The organism is Sorangium sp. So ce204 (assembly GCF_051526795.1).
Taxonomy (GTDB): Bacteria; Myxococcota_A; Polyangia; order Polyangiales; family Polyangiaceae; genus Sorangium; species Sorangium cellulosum_B.
In genome coordinates this window covers 11,969,304-11,984,245 of sequence record NZ_CP150317.1, presented here as the reverse complement: position 1 = coordinate 11,984,245, position 14,942 = coordinate 11,969,304, and the positions used below count along the sequence as shown (strand labels likewise).

The following is a 14,942-nucleotide window of genomic DNA, read 5'->3' as shown; positions in this document are numbered from 1 at the left end:
CGTTGGTGAGCCCTCCGCTTCTCGAGCTCCGGGCCGTCTCCAAGCACTATGGCGGAGTCACCGCGCTCAGCGGCGTCGACTTCGCCTGCGAGCCGGGGAAGGTGCACGCCATCCTCGGCGAGAACGGCGCCGGCAAGAGCACCCTCATCAAGATCATCGGCGGCGTGGTCCAGCCGAGCGCCGGGGAGCTCTTGCTCCAGGGCAAGCCGGTCCGGTTCGATCACCCGATCGAGGCGAACGCCGCCGGCATCGTCTGCGTCTTTCAGGAGCTGTCCCTGATGCCGACGCTGACCGTGGCCGAGAACATCGGCATCACCATGCCGACGAACCGCCTGGGGCTCTTCGATCGCAAGGCGCAGGTCCGCAGGGCCGAGGAGCTCCTTTCGCGCGTCGGCTGCGAGGGCGTGAACCCGAACGCCTGGGTGAGCGATCTGCCGCTCTCGCGCCGCCAGATGGTCGAGATCGCGAAGGCGCTCGGCAAGGACCCGCGGCTCTTGATCCTGGACGAGGCCACCTCGGCGCTGACCAGCAGCGACGTCAAGAAGGTCTACGAGCTCCTGGCCGAGCTCAAGGCCCAGGGCGTCGGCATGCTCTACATCTCGCACCGCATGCACGAGATCAAGGAGCTCGCGGACGTGATGTCGGTCTTCCGCAACGGCCGGCACATCGAGACCTTCGCCAAGGGCCAGCGCAGCGACGACCAGATCGTGGAGCTCATGATCGGCCGTGACATGGGCCACGTCTTCCCGCCGAAGCCGGCGGCCCGCGACTTCCCGGCGACGCTGCTCGAGGTGAGCGGCCTGAGCTGGGAGCGGCAGCTCGAGGACGTGTCGTTCAAGCTCGGCAAGGGCGAGATCCTCGGCATCGGCGGGCTCGACGGCCAGGGCCAGCGCGAGCTGCTCCTCAGCTTGTTCGGTGTGCTCAGGGATGTGCGCGGCGAGATCAAGATCGACGGCAAGCCGGTCAAGCTGGCGAGCCCGCGGAAGGCCAAGGACCGCGCGCACGGCATCGCCCTCGTGCCCGAGGACAGGAAGACCGAAGGCCTGATGTTGCCGATGTCCATCGCCGCGAACCTGTCGCTGGCGTCGCTCGACAAGCTCACGAGCGGCCTGGTGCTCGACCGCCGGCGCGAGGCCGCGCGCATCGACGAGATGGTGCGCCGCATCCAGATCAAGATCGGCTCGCCCGAGCACCCGGTCTCGTCGCTGTCCGGGGGCAACCAGCAGAAGGTCGTGCTGGCCAAGTGGCTGATGACGGAGCCGCGGCTGCTGATGCTCAACGATCCCACGCGCGGCATCGACGTCGGCACGAAGCAGGAGATCTACCAGCTGCTCCGCGAACTCGCGGACGCCGGCACGTCCATCCTCTTCTACACGACGGACTACGACGAGCTGATCGGCTGCTGTGACCGCGTGCTCGTCCTTTACCGGAACCGCGTGCAGGGCGAGCTCGTGGGGCCCGACATCACCGAAAAGAACATCCTGGACCTGGCCCTCGGCCTGCGCGGCGGGCCTGAGCGCGCGAGGCGCGAAGACGAACACGCGCAATCAGAGGCACGATCAGAGGCACGATGAAGGACTGGAAGCTCCGCCTGCGCCAGAACCAGGGCCTGCTCGTGGCCGTCGGTCTGTGCATCGTGTTCTACGGGCTCTACTCGCTGTCCCATCCCAAGGGCTTCAGCGCGTCGCTGGTGGGGCAGAACGCCAACGAGTCGTTCGTGCTCGTGGCGGCGGCCATGGCCCAGACGATCCCCGTGCTGACCGGCGGCCTGGATCTGTCCGTGGGCGCGGTGATCACGCTCGTCAACTGCGTGGCCTCGCACGTCCTCGCCGGCAGCGCGCTCACGATGTTCCTGGGCATCCTGCTGTGCCTGGCCGTGGGCATGGCGGCGGGCCTGCTCAACGGCTGCCTCGTTGTCTATGGGCGCCTGCAACCGATCATCGCCACGCTGGCCTCGGGCACGATCTTCCTCGGCGTCGCGCTGTTCCTGAGACCGACGCCCGGCGGCCAGGTCGACGGCGATCTGGCGTTCGCGGCCACCTTCGATCTCAACGAGCTGCTGCAGGTCGCGGGCGCCGCGCCGCTCGACGGCGCGCTGGACTTCGTCGGCCAGATCCCGTCGCCCGCGATCTGGATGGCGCTGCTCGCGCTGCTCTGGGCCTACTACCGCCGCACCCGCTACGGCCTCGGCGCTTACGCCGTCGGCGCGTCCCAGGAGGCGGCGTACATGTCGGGCGTCCGCATCAAGCGCGTCAAGCTGGCCGCATACACGCTGTCGGGGTTCTTCGCCAGCGTCGGCGGCCTCTACCTCGCGCTGCAGACGACATCGGGCAACGCCGACATCCCACAGGCCGGCTCCTACACGCTGAACTCCATCGCCAGCGTCGTGATCGGGGGCACCTCGCTGTACGGGGGGATCGGCGGCGCCATCGGATCGCTCTTCGGCGCGCTGGTGCTCCGCTCCGTCGCCTTCAATTTCCGCGTCTTCGACGAGGGCTCGGCGCTCGGCCTGCTCGCCAACCCGCTCTACCAGCCGCTGTTCGAGGGCCTCATCCTGCTCGCGGCCGTCTGCCTCGGCGCGCTCTGGGTCATCCGCGTCAAGAACCGGCTGCAGATCTTCAGGTGAGCTCGATGCAACAGCCCCTCTCCCTCAAGAGCCGCCTTGGCGAGATCGACAGGCCGACCTGGTACGCGCTGCTGTCGATCGGCGTCGTCCTCGTGTGCGGCTCGATCGGCACGCTGGTCACCCAGGGCACGCTGAGCTTCCTGAGCCCGTACTACATCCTGCAACAGCTGCAGATCGCGGCCTTCCTGGGCGTGGCCGCCACGGGCATGATGATCGTGATCCTGCTCGGCCACATCGATCTCTCGCTGCCGTGGGTGCTCACCTCGAGCGCCATGCTGGCCGCGGGGATCGGCGGCTGGGCCGCGCTGCCCTGCGGCCTGGCCGTCGGCGCCGCCGCGGGTCTGGTGAACGGCCTCGGCGTGGCCTACCTGCGCGTGCCCTCGATGATCTTCACGCTGGGCACGAACACCGTGCTTCAGGGGCTGATGGTGCTCTACACCGGCGGCTTCGCTCCGCGCAGCGAGGCGCCGGAGTGGATGGAGGTCCTGGCCGTGGGCAGGACGCTCTCCATCCCGAACTCGCTGTTCGTGTGGATCCTGGTCGGCGGCGTCGCCACCTTCGTGCTGAAGAGGACGGCGCTCGGTCGCTACATCTATGCCGTGGGCAACCAGGAGCAGGCCGTCTACCTGTCGGGCGTCAGAACGCACCTGGTGCTGATCGGCGCCTTCGTGATGTGCGGCGTGTGCTCCGCCATGACCGGGATGCTGCTGGCGGGCTTCTCGCACAAGGCCTACCAGGCCATGGGCAACGACTACCTCATGCCGGCCATCGCCGCGGTGGTGATCGGCGGGACCAACATCATGGGCGGGCGCGGGACGTACCTCGGCACCGTCCTCGGCACCCTCCTGATCGTGCTGCTCCAGAGCATGCTCAGCGTGCTGCAGATGCCCGAAGCCGGCCGCCAGATCATCTACGGCGCCGTGATCATCGCCATGCTGCTGGTCTACGGCCGACAGCATCAGGAGGGGCGATGACTAGCGCCCCGCGCCGCGGGTGTTCAGGTAAACCGCGTACAGCGAGGTCGTGCCGCAGATGAACAGGCGGTTGCGCTTGGCGCCGCCGAAGCAGACGTTGGACACCGCCTCCGGGATCAGCACCTTTCCTAGGAGCGCGCCGTCGCTCGCGTGGCAATGCACGCCGTCGCCGGCCGACAGCCACAGGTTGCCGTGCACGTCGACGCGGAAGCCGTCGTACAGGCCCACCGGGCAGGTCGCGAACACCTCGCCGCCGGTCAGCGTGCCCTTCGCGTCGACGCGGAACTTGCGCACGTGGCGCGGGCCGTCCTTCACGTGCGTCGCCCCGGTGTCGGCGATGTACAGCAGCGACTCGTCCGGCGAGAAGGCGAGGCCGTTGGGCTGCACGAAATCGTCCGCGACGACCGTGAGCCCACCGGAGGCCGGGTCGAGGCGGTAGACGCGCTGCGCGCCCTGCTCGCTCGGCGACGCGTCGCCTTCGTAGTCGCTGTCGATGCCGTAGCTCGGGTCGCTGAACCAGACGCTGCCGTCGGACTTCACGACCACGTCGTTCGGCGAGTTCAGCCGCTTTCCCTCGAAGTGCGACGCGAGCACCGTGCGCGATCCGTCGTGCTCGGTGCGCGAGACGCAGCGGCCGCGGTGCTCGCAGGACACGAGGCGGCCCTGCAGGTCGACCGTGTGGCCGTTCTCGTTCATCGAGGGCTGGCGGAACACCGAGACCGAGCCGTCGGTCTCGTCCCAGCGCATCACGCGGTCGTTCGGGATGTCCGACCAGACCAGGTAGCGCCCCGCCGGGAACCACGCCGGCCCCTCCGCCCAGCGGCAGCCCGTGTACAGCTTCTCGACGTGCACGTGCGGGAACGCGAGCTTGCGGAAGCGCGCGTCGACCACCTGGAAGCTCGGTGTCAGCTCGATGACCATCGGGTTCTCCTTCTAGCCGATCCGGACTTACCCGAGCGGGTGCACTTCGTACCTCGGAACGCTGATGATCCCCTCGTCGCTCACGAGGCCGCACAGCGCCGGGTCGAGCAGGACGTCGGCCACGCAGCGCTGCTCCGACCCGAGGGCCATCAGGCCGCCGATCAGCCGGACCCCGTGGCTGTAGTCGGCGTAGGTGTCCTCGTGCGGCAGCCGCCGCCGGAGCGACGTGTCCAGCGGCTGCCACGGCTTGCCGTCCGCCTTGTAGAAGCCGAAGATCGCCAGCCGGCGCGCGTGGTGGTGCAGCCGGTTGGTCACCACGACGTCCTTCTTGTGCCCCGCGAGCAGCTCGCCGAGCTCGCCGACCCGGTGCTGCTCGATGGCCAGGTGGTGGTCACGAAAGCGCTCCACCTTGGTGCCGTCCCGGGGATCGAACGGGATGGCCGTCTGCTTCCGCGAGGCGGCATAGATGTCCTTCACGAGCTTCTTCGTCGGCAGCACGCAGCCGCACGCATCCGCGACGCGCTGGGCGGTGACGCCGGTGAGCGGCATGCGCAGGAAATCGGTGTCCGGGCCGATCGCCAGGTAGTCGGCGCACACGTACGCGACGCCCCGCTTTCCGTCGGGCGCCTCGACCGTGACGCGATGGAAGCGGCGCAGGAAGCTGGGCACGTTCCCCCGCAGCACCTCCTGGAGGAAGAGCTCCTCCCGCGCCGCGAGCGACAGGCCCCGGACCTGCTCGTAGAACCTCGTGCCGGTGAGCGCGCCCGGATCGCGCGGCGGCAGCCAGTCGAGGCCCGTCCCGTCGAACACGGGCGCCAGACGCGCGAACCCGGGCTGCGCCTGGCTCGACGCGAAGAACGCCACGGCGCCCCCGGCGTCGTTCGCCCGGGCCGCCGCGGCCGGCTCGGGGGTGGCGGTCACCGTGAACCGGAAGCCGCTCTCCGCGAACGTGTAGCTGCGGACGCCGGCCGCGTCGTGGCCCGGCGTCGCCGTCGCCGCCGACCCGCCCACCGCGCCCTGGAGCTCTGCCTGCGGCCCCGCCGCGCGCGCCGCGCCTCCCGCGGCCGCCCCCTGGCCGACGACGCCCAGGAGCGCCCGGCCCAGCGTGCGCGGCAGATCGAGCGCGCAGGGCGGGCGCGGCAGCGCGCGCTGCATGGCGTCGCGCGTCTCGGGCCCGACCGCGCCGGTCACGGGCAACCCCATCTCCTGCTGGAAGATCCGCGTGGCCGCCTCGGTCTCCGCGCCGAACTCGCCGTCCGCGCCGAACCGCGGCAGGAGCCCGGCGCGCCACATCAGCAGGTGCTGTTGCCAGGCCTTGACCTCTGGCCCCTTGGCGCCGCGCGCGAGCCCGCCGCCGGGCGGCGCGGCGCCGTAGTCGACGCCCGGGATCCGGCCCGCGTGTGTCCAGCCGCGGTCCAGCGCCGGGAACACGCCGACGCCATGCGCTGTGTCGCGCGCCTCGATGGTGCGGCCGTCGCCCAGGCTCATGGCCACGTGGGCGTGCTCGGGGCGCCCGCCCGTGAACGGATCCGCCGAGAAGCGGAACAGGAGCGCGCCGCGGGTCGCGATCGCCGTGTCCACCGGCATGAGCAGCCGCGCCGCCTTCACGTGGCGCGCCTGCATCCAGGAGCCGTCAGGCATCGTGGGCTCGACGGCGAGCTGGGCGCAGCCCCACTCGATGAGCTCGGAGCAATCGAACGCGGAGGGGTTGGGGTCGGTCAGGCGCACCTCGTGCCCGAAGATGTACCTGTCATCCGCTTGCGAGAGCAGCTTCTGGCAGAGCGCGTCGGCCGTGGGCAGCGGGTCGGACGTCACGGACCCGGCCTCGAGCCGGGCGAGGCGCCGCAGATCGCTCACCGTTCCGTTGAACAGGTTGGCGTCCACCGTGTTGGTCCGGACGCCCGGCATCACGGCCTTGGCGGTGATCTGCCAGAACGACCACGCGGACCAGGGGTCCCAGGCCCTGAGCGGCTTCCTGCGCGCCCAGTCCGCCCATGCCTTCGGGTCGGCCGGGGGCCTCGCCCGCACCGAGTCGAGGCCATAGGTGTAGTTCGCGATCCAGAGCGGGCAGTCGACGAACTCGGAGCTGCCGCCGAGGTGATCGTGCCAGAAGTTGTGGCGGGTATAGAGGATGACGGAGCGGCCCGGGTAGCGCGCCTTCACCTCCTGGACGAAGCGGCGGGTCCACACCTGAAGAGCCAGGGTGTCCTCCGACGTCCAGACATGGCCGCTATTGCCCGCGTGCTGCGTCTCCTCGAGGTCGAGCACCATGTCGAGCTCCCCCGGCTCGAGGTCACCGACCGCGCTGCAGAGCCTCTGCGCCTGCTCGGCGGCGTCGAGGCGCGGTAACGCGTAATGGTAATACCCCCGGAGGACCCCGCAGCGCGCGGCCTCGGCGCGGTTGGTCGCAAACTTCCTGTCGACCCCCTCGATCCCGTACGTCGACCGGATGAAGACGAAATCGAGCCGTGAGGCGAACGCGTCCCACTGGATATTTCCCTGGTGGACGGAAACATCAGCACCGCTCAACATAGGCTCCCTCCTCCGCCGCACGCGCGAAGCGCGGCCTCGTGCCCGAGAGCCGTGCCCTGCGTGCGCGCCTTTGCGCTCCTATCGCGCCGCCCGGGCGACGTGATCCCCGGGGTACTCAATTGCTATCGCAGGGCGGCGCGTCCGTCGAGTCAGGCCGATGCCGCGGGGCATCCGTCCCTGCGGTCATCGCGGCTGTGGACGCGGCGATCAGCGCGTGTGTTGGAAGCCGATGGCACCGTACAGCGGAAGATGCGAGACGCCTTCACGCTCGTGAACGGCGGAGGCAGCGCCTCCCGATCAGCGGGTCTCGCCCTCTCTCGACGGTGCCGGGAAATACGGCTGCTTGGCGCCGATCTCGTGGCCCGCGGGGATGGGCGTGCCGAGCTCTTCCAGGCGGAACACCTCGGGCGGCAGCCGGAGCGACGCGCGGAGGCGATCCATCGTCTCGGGGACGAACGGGTAAAGCATGATCATCAGGGTCTTCAGCACGTAGAACGACGTGTAGAGGGCGTCGCGGCGCCCCTGCTCCGGGTGCCGATCGTCGTGCGGTTTGTACTGCGTGAAGAGGCTGTTGATCGTGCGGGCGTAGTTCTCGATCTCGAAGAGGAGGTTCGGGTAGTCGGCCCGATCCATGGCGCGCACGTAGCGCTGGACGATGCGCACCGTGTCGGCGACCACCTTGTCGAGCAGGGCGCCCTCGGGGACCTTGCCGCCGAACTTGGAGTGCACCGCCGAGATGGGGCGCTCGAACGCGGCGTTCATCGGCCCGGCGAGGAACTTGTTGCGCTCATCGAGCTTCTCGAAGTCGAAATCCGAGGGTTTTTCCGCGAGCGAGAGGAGCGCGAGGTAATACCGGATCTGATCGACGGAGTAGCCCTTCTCGTCGAGGAGCTGATCGCCGGTGAAGAAGTTGCCGCGGCTCTTGCTCATCTTCTCGCCGCCGACGAGGAGATGGAAGCAGCCGAAGACGTCGGTGAGCTGGAGCTCGCCCGCCGCCGGCAGCCGGTGCGGGTCCGCCTGCGTCCCGAGCCACATGGCCCCCTGCATGAGCACGTAGAAGTAGACGTTGTCCTGCCCCAGGAACTGGACCACGCGGGCCTCGGGATCGCGCCAGAACTCCGCATAACGCGCCGGGTCGACCCCCTTGTCGCGGAGGGCCACCTTCGAGAACGAGATGGGCGCGATGAGCGAGTCGGGCCAGACATAGAGCGTCTTGCCCGCGAGGTCCGGATCCTCGGTGATCGGGATCCCCCAGGTGATGTCGCGCGTGATCGACCGGTGCGCCCACTCGTCGACGAGCTCGACGCGGACGCCGTGCTGCTCGAGGATCGCGCGGCCGCTCTCCAGATCGGCCTTGTTGCCGAACTGGACGACGAGCTCCTTCCCGCGGGCGAGCTTGCTCTTGTGCTTGGGGAGGCTCGCCTTGATCTCCTTGTAGGTGGCCTCGTGCGCCCGGTCGAGGCGCACCGAGGGCATCACCGTCTCCAGGACCTCGGACAGCATGGCGCGCCGCCACGTCTTCTCTTTGCCGCTGATCCACGCGCGCAGCGTCTCGGACACGGACCACATGTCGAGCCACCAGTGAACCGTCTCGCGGAGCTCGGGCACGGCGTCGCTCAGCGTGCTGCGCGGGTCGAGGAGCGCGGCGGGGGCGTGCTGCTGGCCGCAGCGGTCGCACTCGTCGCTGTAGGCGTCCTCGTTGTCGCACTGCGGGTTGGGGCAGCGGCCGCGCACGTAGCGGTCGGGGAGGAATCGCCCCATCTTCGGATCGAACCACTGACGCGTGGCGCGCTTCTCGAGGAGGCCGTTCTCCGAGAACCGCGTCAGGAACTCGTGCGCGAGCTCTCGCTGGAGCGGAAAGGTCTCCGGCTGCGAGGTGCCCGTGAAGGCGTCCAGGCTGATGCAATACCGCTCGAGCGTCTTCTTCTGCGCCTGCTGGATGCGATCGATGTACTCGCGGATGGGGAGCCCGGCCTGGACCGCGGCGATCTCGCTGGTCGACCCGTGCTCGTCGGTGCCGCACACGTACAGCACGTTCTCTGCCCCGATGAGCATTCGACACCACCGAGCGTAGATGTCGGCGGGCAGCTGGGCTCCGGCGAGGTGCCCGAGGTGCAACGGGCCATTCGCGTACGGCATGCCCGCGGTCACCACCATCCGCTTGGGCCTGCGGAGCTGCCCGATGATCGAAGCGACGTCGGAGGGGGGGCCTTTACGCGTTTCCATTGGTAAATCCAGGGTTTCCTTTAGCCCGAAGCCCCTCCCCTGACAACCGCAAAGGGCGTACCCGCCGGAGCGGCGAGCGCGCGCGTCACCCGTTTTGACCGGATTTCCACGACCGGATCGGCGCGGACGCGCAGGTCGATCGCTCCAGAGGGAGCCGCGGACGATGCTGCCCGCTCGCCACGTGGTGAGCGCTGGCCAGCGGCGGCGCGGTGTCGTGGGGCGGAGGGAGTCGGGGGCGAGGCGCCGGCGATCCGCGCTGAAGCGCGAGCTCGCCCTGGCGGCGCTCGGCGGCGGCGTTCCACACGAATCGATCGACTCCGATGCTTCCCCCGCGGGCTTCCCTCGGTCGACTACACCCGTGAGGACGCCTTCGAGCGGCGGGCACAGGGAGCGTACCAACCCACCGAGTCACCGGAGCCGGGTGAGGAGCCGTTCAGGCGAGCGCGCGGGACATCCGGAGCTCGTCGAGGCCGTCGCTGGTCTTCGCGCCGCCGTCGAGCGCGAAGCCCGCGCGCTCGTAGAACCGGATCGCGCGCGCGTTGCCGCGCAGGACCCAGAGCTCCGCGCGCGGGAAGCCTCCCGCCGAGAGCCAGGCGAGCGCGTCGATGATGAGCGTGCGCCCGGCGCCTGTCCCCCAGGCGTCGGGGTGTGCATAGAGCGCGTAGAGCTCGCCGTGGCGCGGGTCGTCGCGGCTTGGCCCGGCGCTGGCGAAGGCCACGACTCGAGCGTCGCGCTCGAGCACGGTGGTGCGTGATCCGGGCAAGGGCTCGGCGAAGTTTCGTTGCCAGCGTTGCGTCCGGGCCTCGATGGTGAGCCCGTCGAGCACGGTGTCGGGCATCAGGCCGCGGTAGGCGGCCTTCCACGCGGCGACATGCACGACGGCGATCGCCGCGGCGTCGACGCCGGCGGCGGGACGGATGGACATGCGCCGAGGCTGCCACCGCGAGGCGGCCGTGACAACGGGCGGGCGGAGCGCACGTTGCGCCATCTCCTCTCGAAAGCCTGCGGAATACAGCGGGTTCACGCGATAGCTGTCGCCTCGCCCGTGGACCGATCCATCGGCCAGCGGCTGGTCGTCGTCACGTACCGTGTCGAGTTTCAGTACCCCTATCTCCGCCGGAGGCGGCGCTCCGCCGCGCTCGTCCTTGGCCCGGGGCGCGCCGCGCCGCAGGCCGAGGAGCAGCGCGGCGGCCATTGAAAGGATCGACCACCCATGGGCGTCCCCTGCATGCCGGTGCGGCCTTCGTGCTTCGTTCAGAGCATCGACCTTCACGGCGCGCTCGGCACGCTCATCGCCCCGCCAGCCCCGCCCGTGCCGTTCACGCCCTCCGACATCACGATGTGGTTCGCGTTTTCGAACACGCACTACGGCACCGGCGACCGGCCGGTGGCGAGCGTCCTCATCTGCGGCGAGCCGCTCTCGTTCCTCTTGAACCTCCTCTTCGGCGGGCTGAAGGGAACGGGGAAGTTCTTCGGAACGATGGTTTTCAAAGCGATCATGCGGCGCATCGCGCCGAAGCTGCGGGGTCTGCTCGGCAAGGGGCTGGCGCCCGTATTTGATTGGATCGTCGAGAAGGTCAGCGAGAAGGCGGGGAAGGTCCTTGGAGAGCAGGCGGGCGAGGCGATCGGGAAGTGGCTCGGTAAGGCCGCGGAGGAGAAGGCCAAGAAGGCGACGAGCGACAAGCTCGGCGGCCTGAGCCCCGACGACCTGCTCGGCTTTGGAAACGACCCACCTCTCTGGGCGCGTTGAGCGCCGCCATGGCACGACGCATGAGCACCGAAGCCCCGGTCACGTCGATTTCCCACTTCACCAAGGACACCCAGGGGAGGCGCTACCCGCACGTCCTGGCGAAGCGCACCTATCGCCTGCCGCGGACGCGCGCCCCGGAGGTCGCGCCCGAGCAGCTCGCCATCGTGAGCGAGCTCGTCCAGATGATCCTCGAGCTCTTCGGCGGCGCGCCCCGGGAGCTCGCGCCGGGGCTCCGCACCGTGATCCTGCGCCCGGACAGAGAGCTCCTCGTCTGCGTGTGGGTGGGGACGATGCCGGTCGACGGGGCGCCGACCGAGATGCAGCTCGAGAAGACGCGCCACGCGGTACGGTGGAGCCGATGATCTGGGTGAGGGGGAATGAATACGCGCCGTGAGCCGCTCGCCGGGCAGGCGATGGAGATCGATGACGTACCTTTCGTCGAGGCGGTGGATACCGTCGCGACGGCGCGGCGGGACGAGCGAATCCCGATCCGCTGGGGCAAGACGATCCAGGTGACCTCGGCGCCCGATCACGAGCGCGTGGTCCTCGTGAGCGGGACGGGGCGCGTCGAGCTCACCCTCGAGATCACCGCCTCCGGCGCGAAGGTGGTGCTCGACGCGACCGACGTCGAGCTCCGCGCGAGCCGTGAGGTGGCGGTCGCCTGCGACAGCTTCAAGGTCGCGGCCCGCCGCTTCGAGGTCGACGCGGCCGAGGTCGCGGTGATCACCGCGCAGGACGCGGCGATCACCGCGACCGAGGGCGACGTGGCGATCACCGCGAACGACGACGTGAAGGTGAACGGCGAGCGCGTGCTGCTCAACAGCGACGGGGAGTCGCGGGTGCCGGGCTGGATGAAAGCGCAGCTCTCCGCCACCCTCGGCGCAGCACCCGCGGCGCCCGCCGAGCCGGCGACCGTGGCTGCATCGGACGTGTCGGGGGACGAGGACCTGCTCCGCGCGTTCGACGAGGGCGCGCGAGAGGGGTGAGAGACGGGCGCGCGATGGATGCCGAGGAGCTCACATGGAACCGGAAGGGGCAGCTCGGGCCCGGGCAGCGCCGCGAAATAGCGGCGCAGCTCGGCGCGTGGCTCGCGCGTCCTGAGTACGACGGCTGGCGGCGTGATCTCGCGGACGGGCGGGTCGTCACGTTCGAGGGTGAGGTGGTCTTCGATTTTCAAGCGATCCGCGACGAGCGTTCGGCAGATGCGCCCCGACCAGGCCGGCTCGAGCCGGTGCAGGCGGCCTATTTCGCCGTGGCGCCGCGGCAGGCGCCCGCGCTTCTCGCACCCTGGCTCGGACTCCCGCCGGGCCCTTACCGGCTCTACCTCGCGCCCCACGCGCGGACCGTCGTCGGCGCCGAGCCGATGGCCTCGCCCGAGGTGTACCAAACGAACCTCCACGCGGTCCTCCGCGGCGCGCAGGACCTCACGGAGGCGACGCTGGCAGCGAACCGGAGCGGCCGGATGAGCGCCGAGCAGAGCGCGGCGCTCGCGGCGCGGCGGGGCACGGACGCGGCGTTCGCGTCGAGGCTCGGGTGCGCAGGCGTGTTCTTCCTGCTCCTGGCGATCGGGGGTGCGCTCCTGGATGGGCTCTCCGGCCCGAGCTCCGCCGGCCGCGCCGCGCGGTGGCCGGCGCTGCTCGCCGTCGCGGGGGGAGCGTTCGCGCTCGCCATCGTCGCGGCCGTCCACCGTCGCTTCGCGCGAGCCGCCGAAGCGGATGACGCGCGCGAGGGGCGCGCCGTCGCCGTCGAGGGGCCGTGCACGAAGCAGCTCGTGATCCGCCACCACGGCCGGATCGAGCGATCGCTGCGGATGCACGATCGCTCGTTCGACGTGTCGCACCAGGGCGAGCTCTTCGCGGCCGTCGTCGAGGGGCCGATCTACCGTGCCTACGCTGCGCCGCGCTCGGGGCGGCTCCTCGCGATCGAGCCCGCGCGGGTGCAGCTCTCGTTGGGGTCGGGATAGAGTGAACGTGCGGCACGGGTCACAGAGCGCTGGAGTGTCGAATGGATAAGGACTTCACGTTCGCCTGGGAGGGGGCCAGCTCCTCGGAAGGCCCCTGGCGCCACCTCGAGGTGCTCGAGTTCCGAGGGACCGAGGCCATCAACGCTCTCTACGAGTTCGAGATCGATCTCGTGCGCCGCGGTCACGCGCCCGACGTCGACGTCTCCGACCTGGTGGGCGCGCGCGCCGCGCTGCGGATCCGCACCTGGACCGACCCGCCGTTCCGGATCATCCATGGCCTCATCAGCACGGCGCGGGAGCTCGGCGATGTCTCGTTCGGGACGCGCTATCGTGTCACCCTGGTCCCGCCCTTCTTCCGCGCCACGATGATGAAGAAGAGCGTCATTTACCTGGAGAAGACGCTCAAGCACATCCTCGAGCAGGCACTAACCCGGACCGCCTGGGGCGCCGGGCTCACGCTCTCGAAGAGCGACTCGCCGCCCGGCGACGACGGCGATGAGAGCGCGTTCAAGCCCGCTGCGGCGACCTACCTGTGGTCGATCCGCGACCTCAGGCGCCTCGTCGACGACGCGGCCAGGCCCTACTGCGTGCAGTACCAGGAGGCTGACTTCGCCTTCATCGCGCGGCTTTTCGAGGAAGAAACGCCGCCTGGATCGATATCAACGGCTCCGCGAAGATCCGCGTCGGCACCGCGCTCTACGAGCTCAACGCCGCGACCGTGCTGGTGAACGGCGGCGCGGTGTCGATCCAAGGGGACGTGAAGATCACGGGAGGGACGGTTGACATCAGCGGAAGCACGGTGACGGTCACCGGGGGCACGGTGAAGCTCAACTGCTGACGAAGTCGAGGAGAGTGATGACCGACGCGAGCGGCGCGCCGCCCGAGGGGCTCGGGAGCGGAGAAGACGACGGCGAGGAGACGACGCACGGCAGGCTCACGATCGCGCGGTACGGGGAGATCATGGCGCACGTGCGCTATTTTTCTCGCGCCAAGAAGCATGAAGTGCTCGCGCGTCTCGGGGTCGACGAGGACGACTGGGAGGAGGCCGTCTCCTCGTGGACCGACGCGCTCGCCGACGCGAGCGAGCGGGAGGACGAGGGGCTCTCGCGGCAGTTCGGGCTCGCGGTGGCGCAGACGAAGGACCGGCTCGCCCGCGAGAAGCCGCCCATTGCGTCGCTTGGTCCGCTGCCCGGCGAGCGCGAGAAGAAGCCGGCGACGGCGCAGCAGCTGCCACTGCGACCGGTGGTCGAGCCGAGCGCGCCGCCTCCGGTCCAGCCGCTACGGAACCTCGCGCCGCCTCCGCTCGGGCTCGTGGCGCCGCCCGTGCCTCCCACGCCCGTCGCGCCGGCCTTCGTGATGCCGAAGGGCATGAGGCACTGGACCGACATTCATGGGACGCAGCCCGCGCTCGCAAATGCGCCCGTGAAGCCGGCGCTCCCGTTCTCGTCAGGCGAGCCAGGCGACAGGTCTGGCTCGCCATCCCACGCGGCTGCCCCCGCGGAGGCCTCGCGGGCGCCGGGCCCCGCCGCGCCGCGGGTGGGGGGCGAAACGCTCGATATCTCGTCGGTCGTCAAGGCCGTGCTGGCGCAGGGGAGCTCCGTGAGGCCGGCGTCGGCCGTCCCGCAAGGGACGCCCGACGTGCGGACCTCACCCGCGCCGCACGACGTGCTTCCCGCGGACGCGGCGCCGGGGCCACCCACGCTGACGCTGACGCTGACGCTGGAGCAATATGCATCGCTCTGCGTGGAGTTCGCGGCGGCGCCGGGTCAGGCGCAGGAGATCTCGTCGCGGTACGGGCTCACGCAGGAGCAATGGACGAATGTCAACGCTTACTGGACAGGGCGGATGTCGCGCGAGCCGGCGGTGCGGGCGGCGTGGGAACGGGCCTGTGTAACCTACAGGCAGTGGCTGATGCGGAGGTAAGATAGAGGATGCCTACGCTTCAGCTTC

General features: G+C 70.0%; 15 protein-coding genes. 11 read left to right on the top strand and 4 right to left on the bottom strand.

Going from position 1 to position 14,942, the window contains the following annotated elements:
* Nucleotides 1-2: 2 nt before the first annotated feature.
* From WMF22_RS45320 to WMF22_RS45310, 3 genes are read left to right on the top strand one after another with little or no spacing between them, the layout of a single operon-like run.
* Nucleotides 3-1,574 carry a sugar ABC transporter ATP-binding protein gene (locus WMF22_RS45320; protein WP_438033776.1) on the top strand — a complete coding sequence of 524 codons (1,572 nt, stop codon included), beginning with the start codon at nt 3-5 and terminating at the stop codon, nt 1,572-1,574.
* On the top strand, nt 1,571-2,626 hold the full coding sequence (locus WMF22_RS45315) for an ABC transporter permease (protein ID WP_438033775.1): 1,056 nt from the start codon (nt 1,571-1,573) through the stop codon (nt 2,624-2,626). The genes WMF22_RS45320 and WMF22_RS45315 overlap by 4 nt, the downstream gene beginning before the upstream one ends.
* A gap of 5 nt (nt 2,627-2,631) precedes the next feature.
* The gene (locus tag WMF22_RS45310) at nt 2,632-3,600 is read left to right on the top strand and encodes an ABC transporter permease (RefSeq protein ID WP_438033774.1); all 969 of its coding nucleotides are present in this window, start codon (nt 2,632-2,634) and stop codon (nt 3,598-3,600) included.
* Here the strand turns inward: WMF22_RS45310 and WMF22_RS45305 are convergent, their stop codons facing one another.
* The 4 genes from WMF22_RS45305 to WMF22_RS45290 form a co-directional block, all read right to left on the bottom strand.
* On the bottom strand, nt 3,601-4,521 hold the full coding sequence (locus WMF22_RS45305; protein WP_438033773.1) for an SMP-30/gluconolactonase/LRE family protein: 921 nt from the start codon (nt 4,519-4,521) through the stop codon (nt 3,601-3,603).
* 27 nt (nt 4,522-4,548) lie between these two features.
* On the bottom strand, nt 4,549-7,053 hold the full coding sequence (locus WMF22_RS45300; protein WP_438033772.1) for a GH25 family lysozyme: 2,505 nt from the start codon (nt 7,051-7,053) through the stop codon (nt 4,549-4,551).
* A 297-nt stretch (nt 7,054-7,350) separates the two neighbouring features.
* On the bottom strand, nt 7,351-9,279 hold the full coding sequence (locus WMF22_RS45295) for a methionine--tRNA ligase (protein ID WP_438033771.1): 1,929 nt from the start codon (nt 9,277-9,279) through the stop codon (nt 7,351-7,353).
* 433 nt (nt 9,280-9,712) lie between these two features.
* A complete protein-coding gene (locus tag WMF22_RS45290) occupies nt 9,713-10,204 on the bottom strand; it encodes an N-acetyltransferase family protein (protein WP_438033770.1) in 492 nt (163 codons plus the stop codon).
* Between the two features lie 120 nt (nt 10,205-10,324).
* Between WMF22_RS45290 and WMF22_RS45285 the strand changes: the two genes are divergently transcribed.
* Genes WMF22_RS45285 through WMF22_RS45250 form a run of 8 tightly spaced genes read left to right on the top strand, consistent with a single transcriptional unit; the run spans nt 10,325 to nt 14,915 of the window.
* Complete coding sequence (locus tag WMF22_RS45285; RefSeq protein ID WP_437296014.1) at nt 10,325-10,477, top strand: hypothetical protein; 153 nt, start codon at nt 10,325-10,327, stop codon at nt 10,475-10,477.
* Between the two features lie 15 nt (nt 10,478-10,492).
* Nucleotides 10,493-11,029 carry a hypothetical protein gene (locus tag WMF22_RS45280; protein WP_438033769.1) on the top strand — a complete coding sequence of 179 codons (537 nt, stop codon included), beginning with the start codon at nt 10,493-10,495 and terminating at the stop codon, nt 11,027-11,029.
* 20 nt (nt 11,030-11,049) lie between these two features.
* Nucleotides 11,050-11,391, top strand: a complete 342-nt coding sequence (locus tag WMF22_RS45275) for a hypothetical protein (protein ID WP_438033768.1) — start codon at nt 11,050-11,052, stop codon at nt 11,389-11,391.
* A gap of 15 nt (nt 11,392-11,406) precedes the next feature.
* Complete coding sequence (locus WMF22_RS45270) at nt 11,407-12,015, top strand: hypothetical protein (protein ID WP_437296011.1); 609 nt, start codon at nt 11,407-11,409, stop codon at nt 12,013-12,015.
* A 14-nt stretch (nt 12,016-12,029) separates the two neighbouring features.
* A complete protein-coding gene (locus tag WMF22_RS45265; protein ID WP_438033767.1) occupies nt 12,030-12,992 on the top strand; it encodes a hypothetical protein in 963 nt (320 codons plus the stop codon).
* Between the two features lie 41 nt (nt 12,993-13,033).
* On the top strand, nt 13,034-13,720 hold the full coding sequence (locus WMF22_RS45260) for a contractile injection system protein, VgrG/Pvc8 family (protein ID WP_437296009.1): 687 nt from the start codon (nt 13,034-13,036) through the stop codon (nt 13,718-13,720).
* Nucleotides 13,711-13,830 (top strand): hypothetical protein, encoded by a 120-nt coding sequence (locus tag WMF22_RS45255; RefSeq protein ID WP_438033766.1) that lies wholly within the window; start codon nt 13,711-13,713, stop codon nt 13,828-13,830. Before WMF22_RS45260 ends, WMF22_RS45255 begins: the two co-directional genes overlap by 10 nt.
* Before the next feature lie 17 nt (nt 13,831-13,847).
* Complete coding sequence (locus tag WMF22_RS45250) at nt 13,848-14,915, top strand: hypothetical protein (protein WP_438033765.1); 1,068 nt, start codon at nt 13,848-13,850, stop codon at nt 14,913-14,915.
* Nucleotides 14,916-14,942 lie beyond the last annotated feature (27 nt).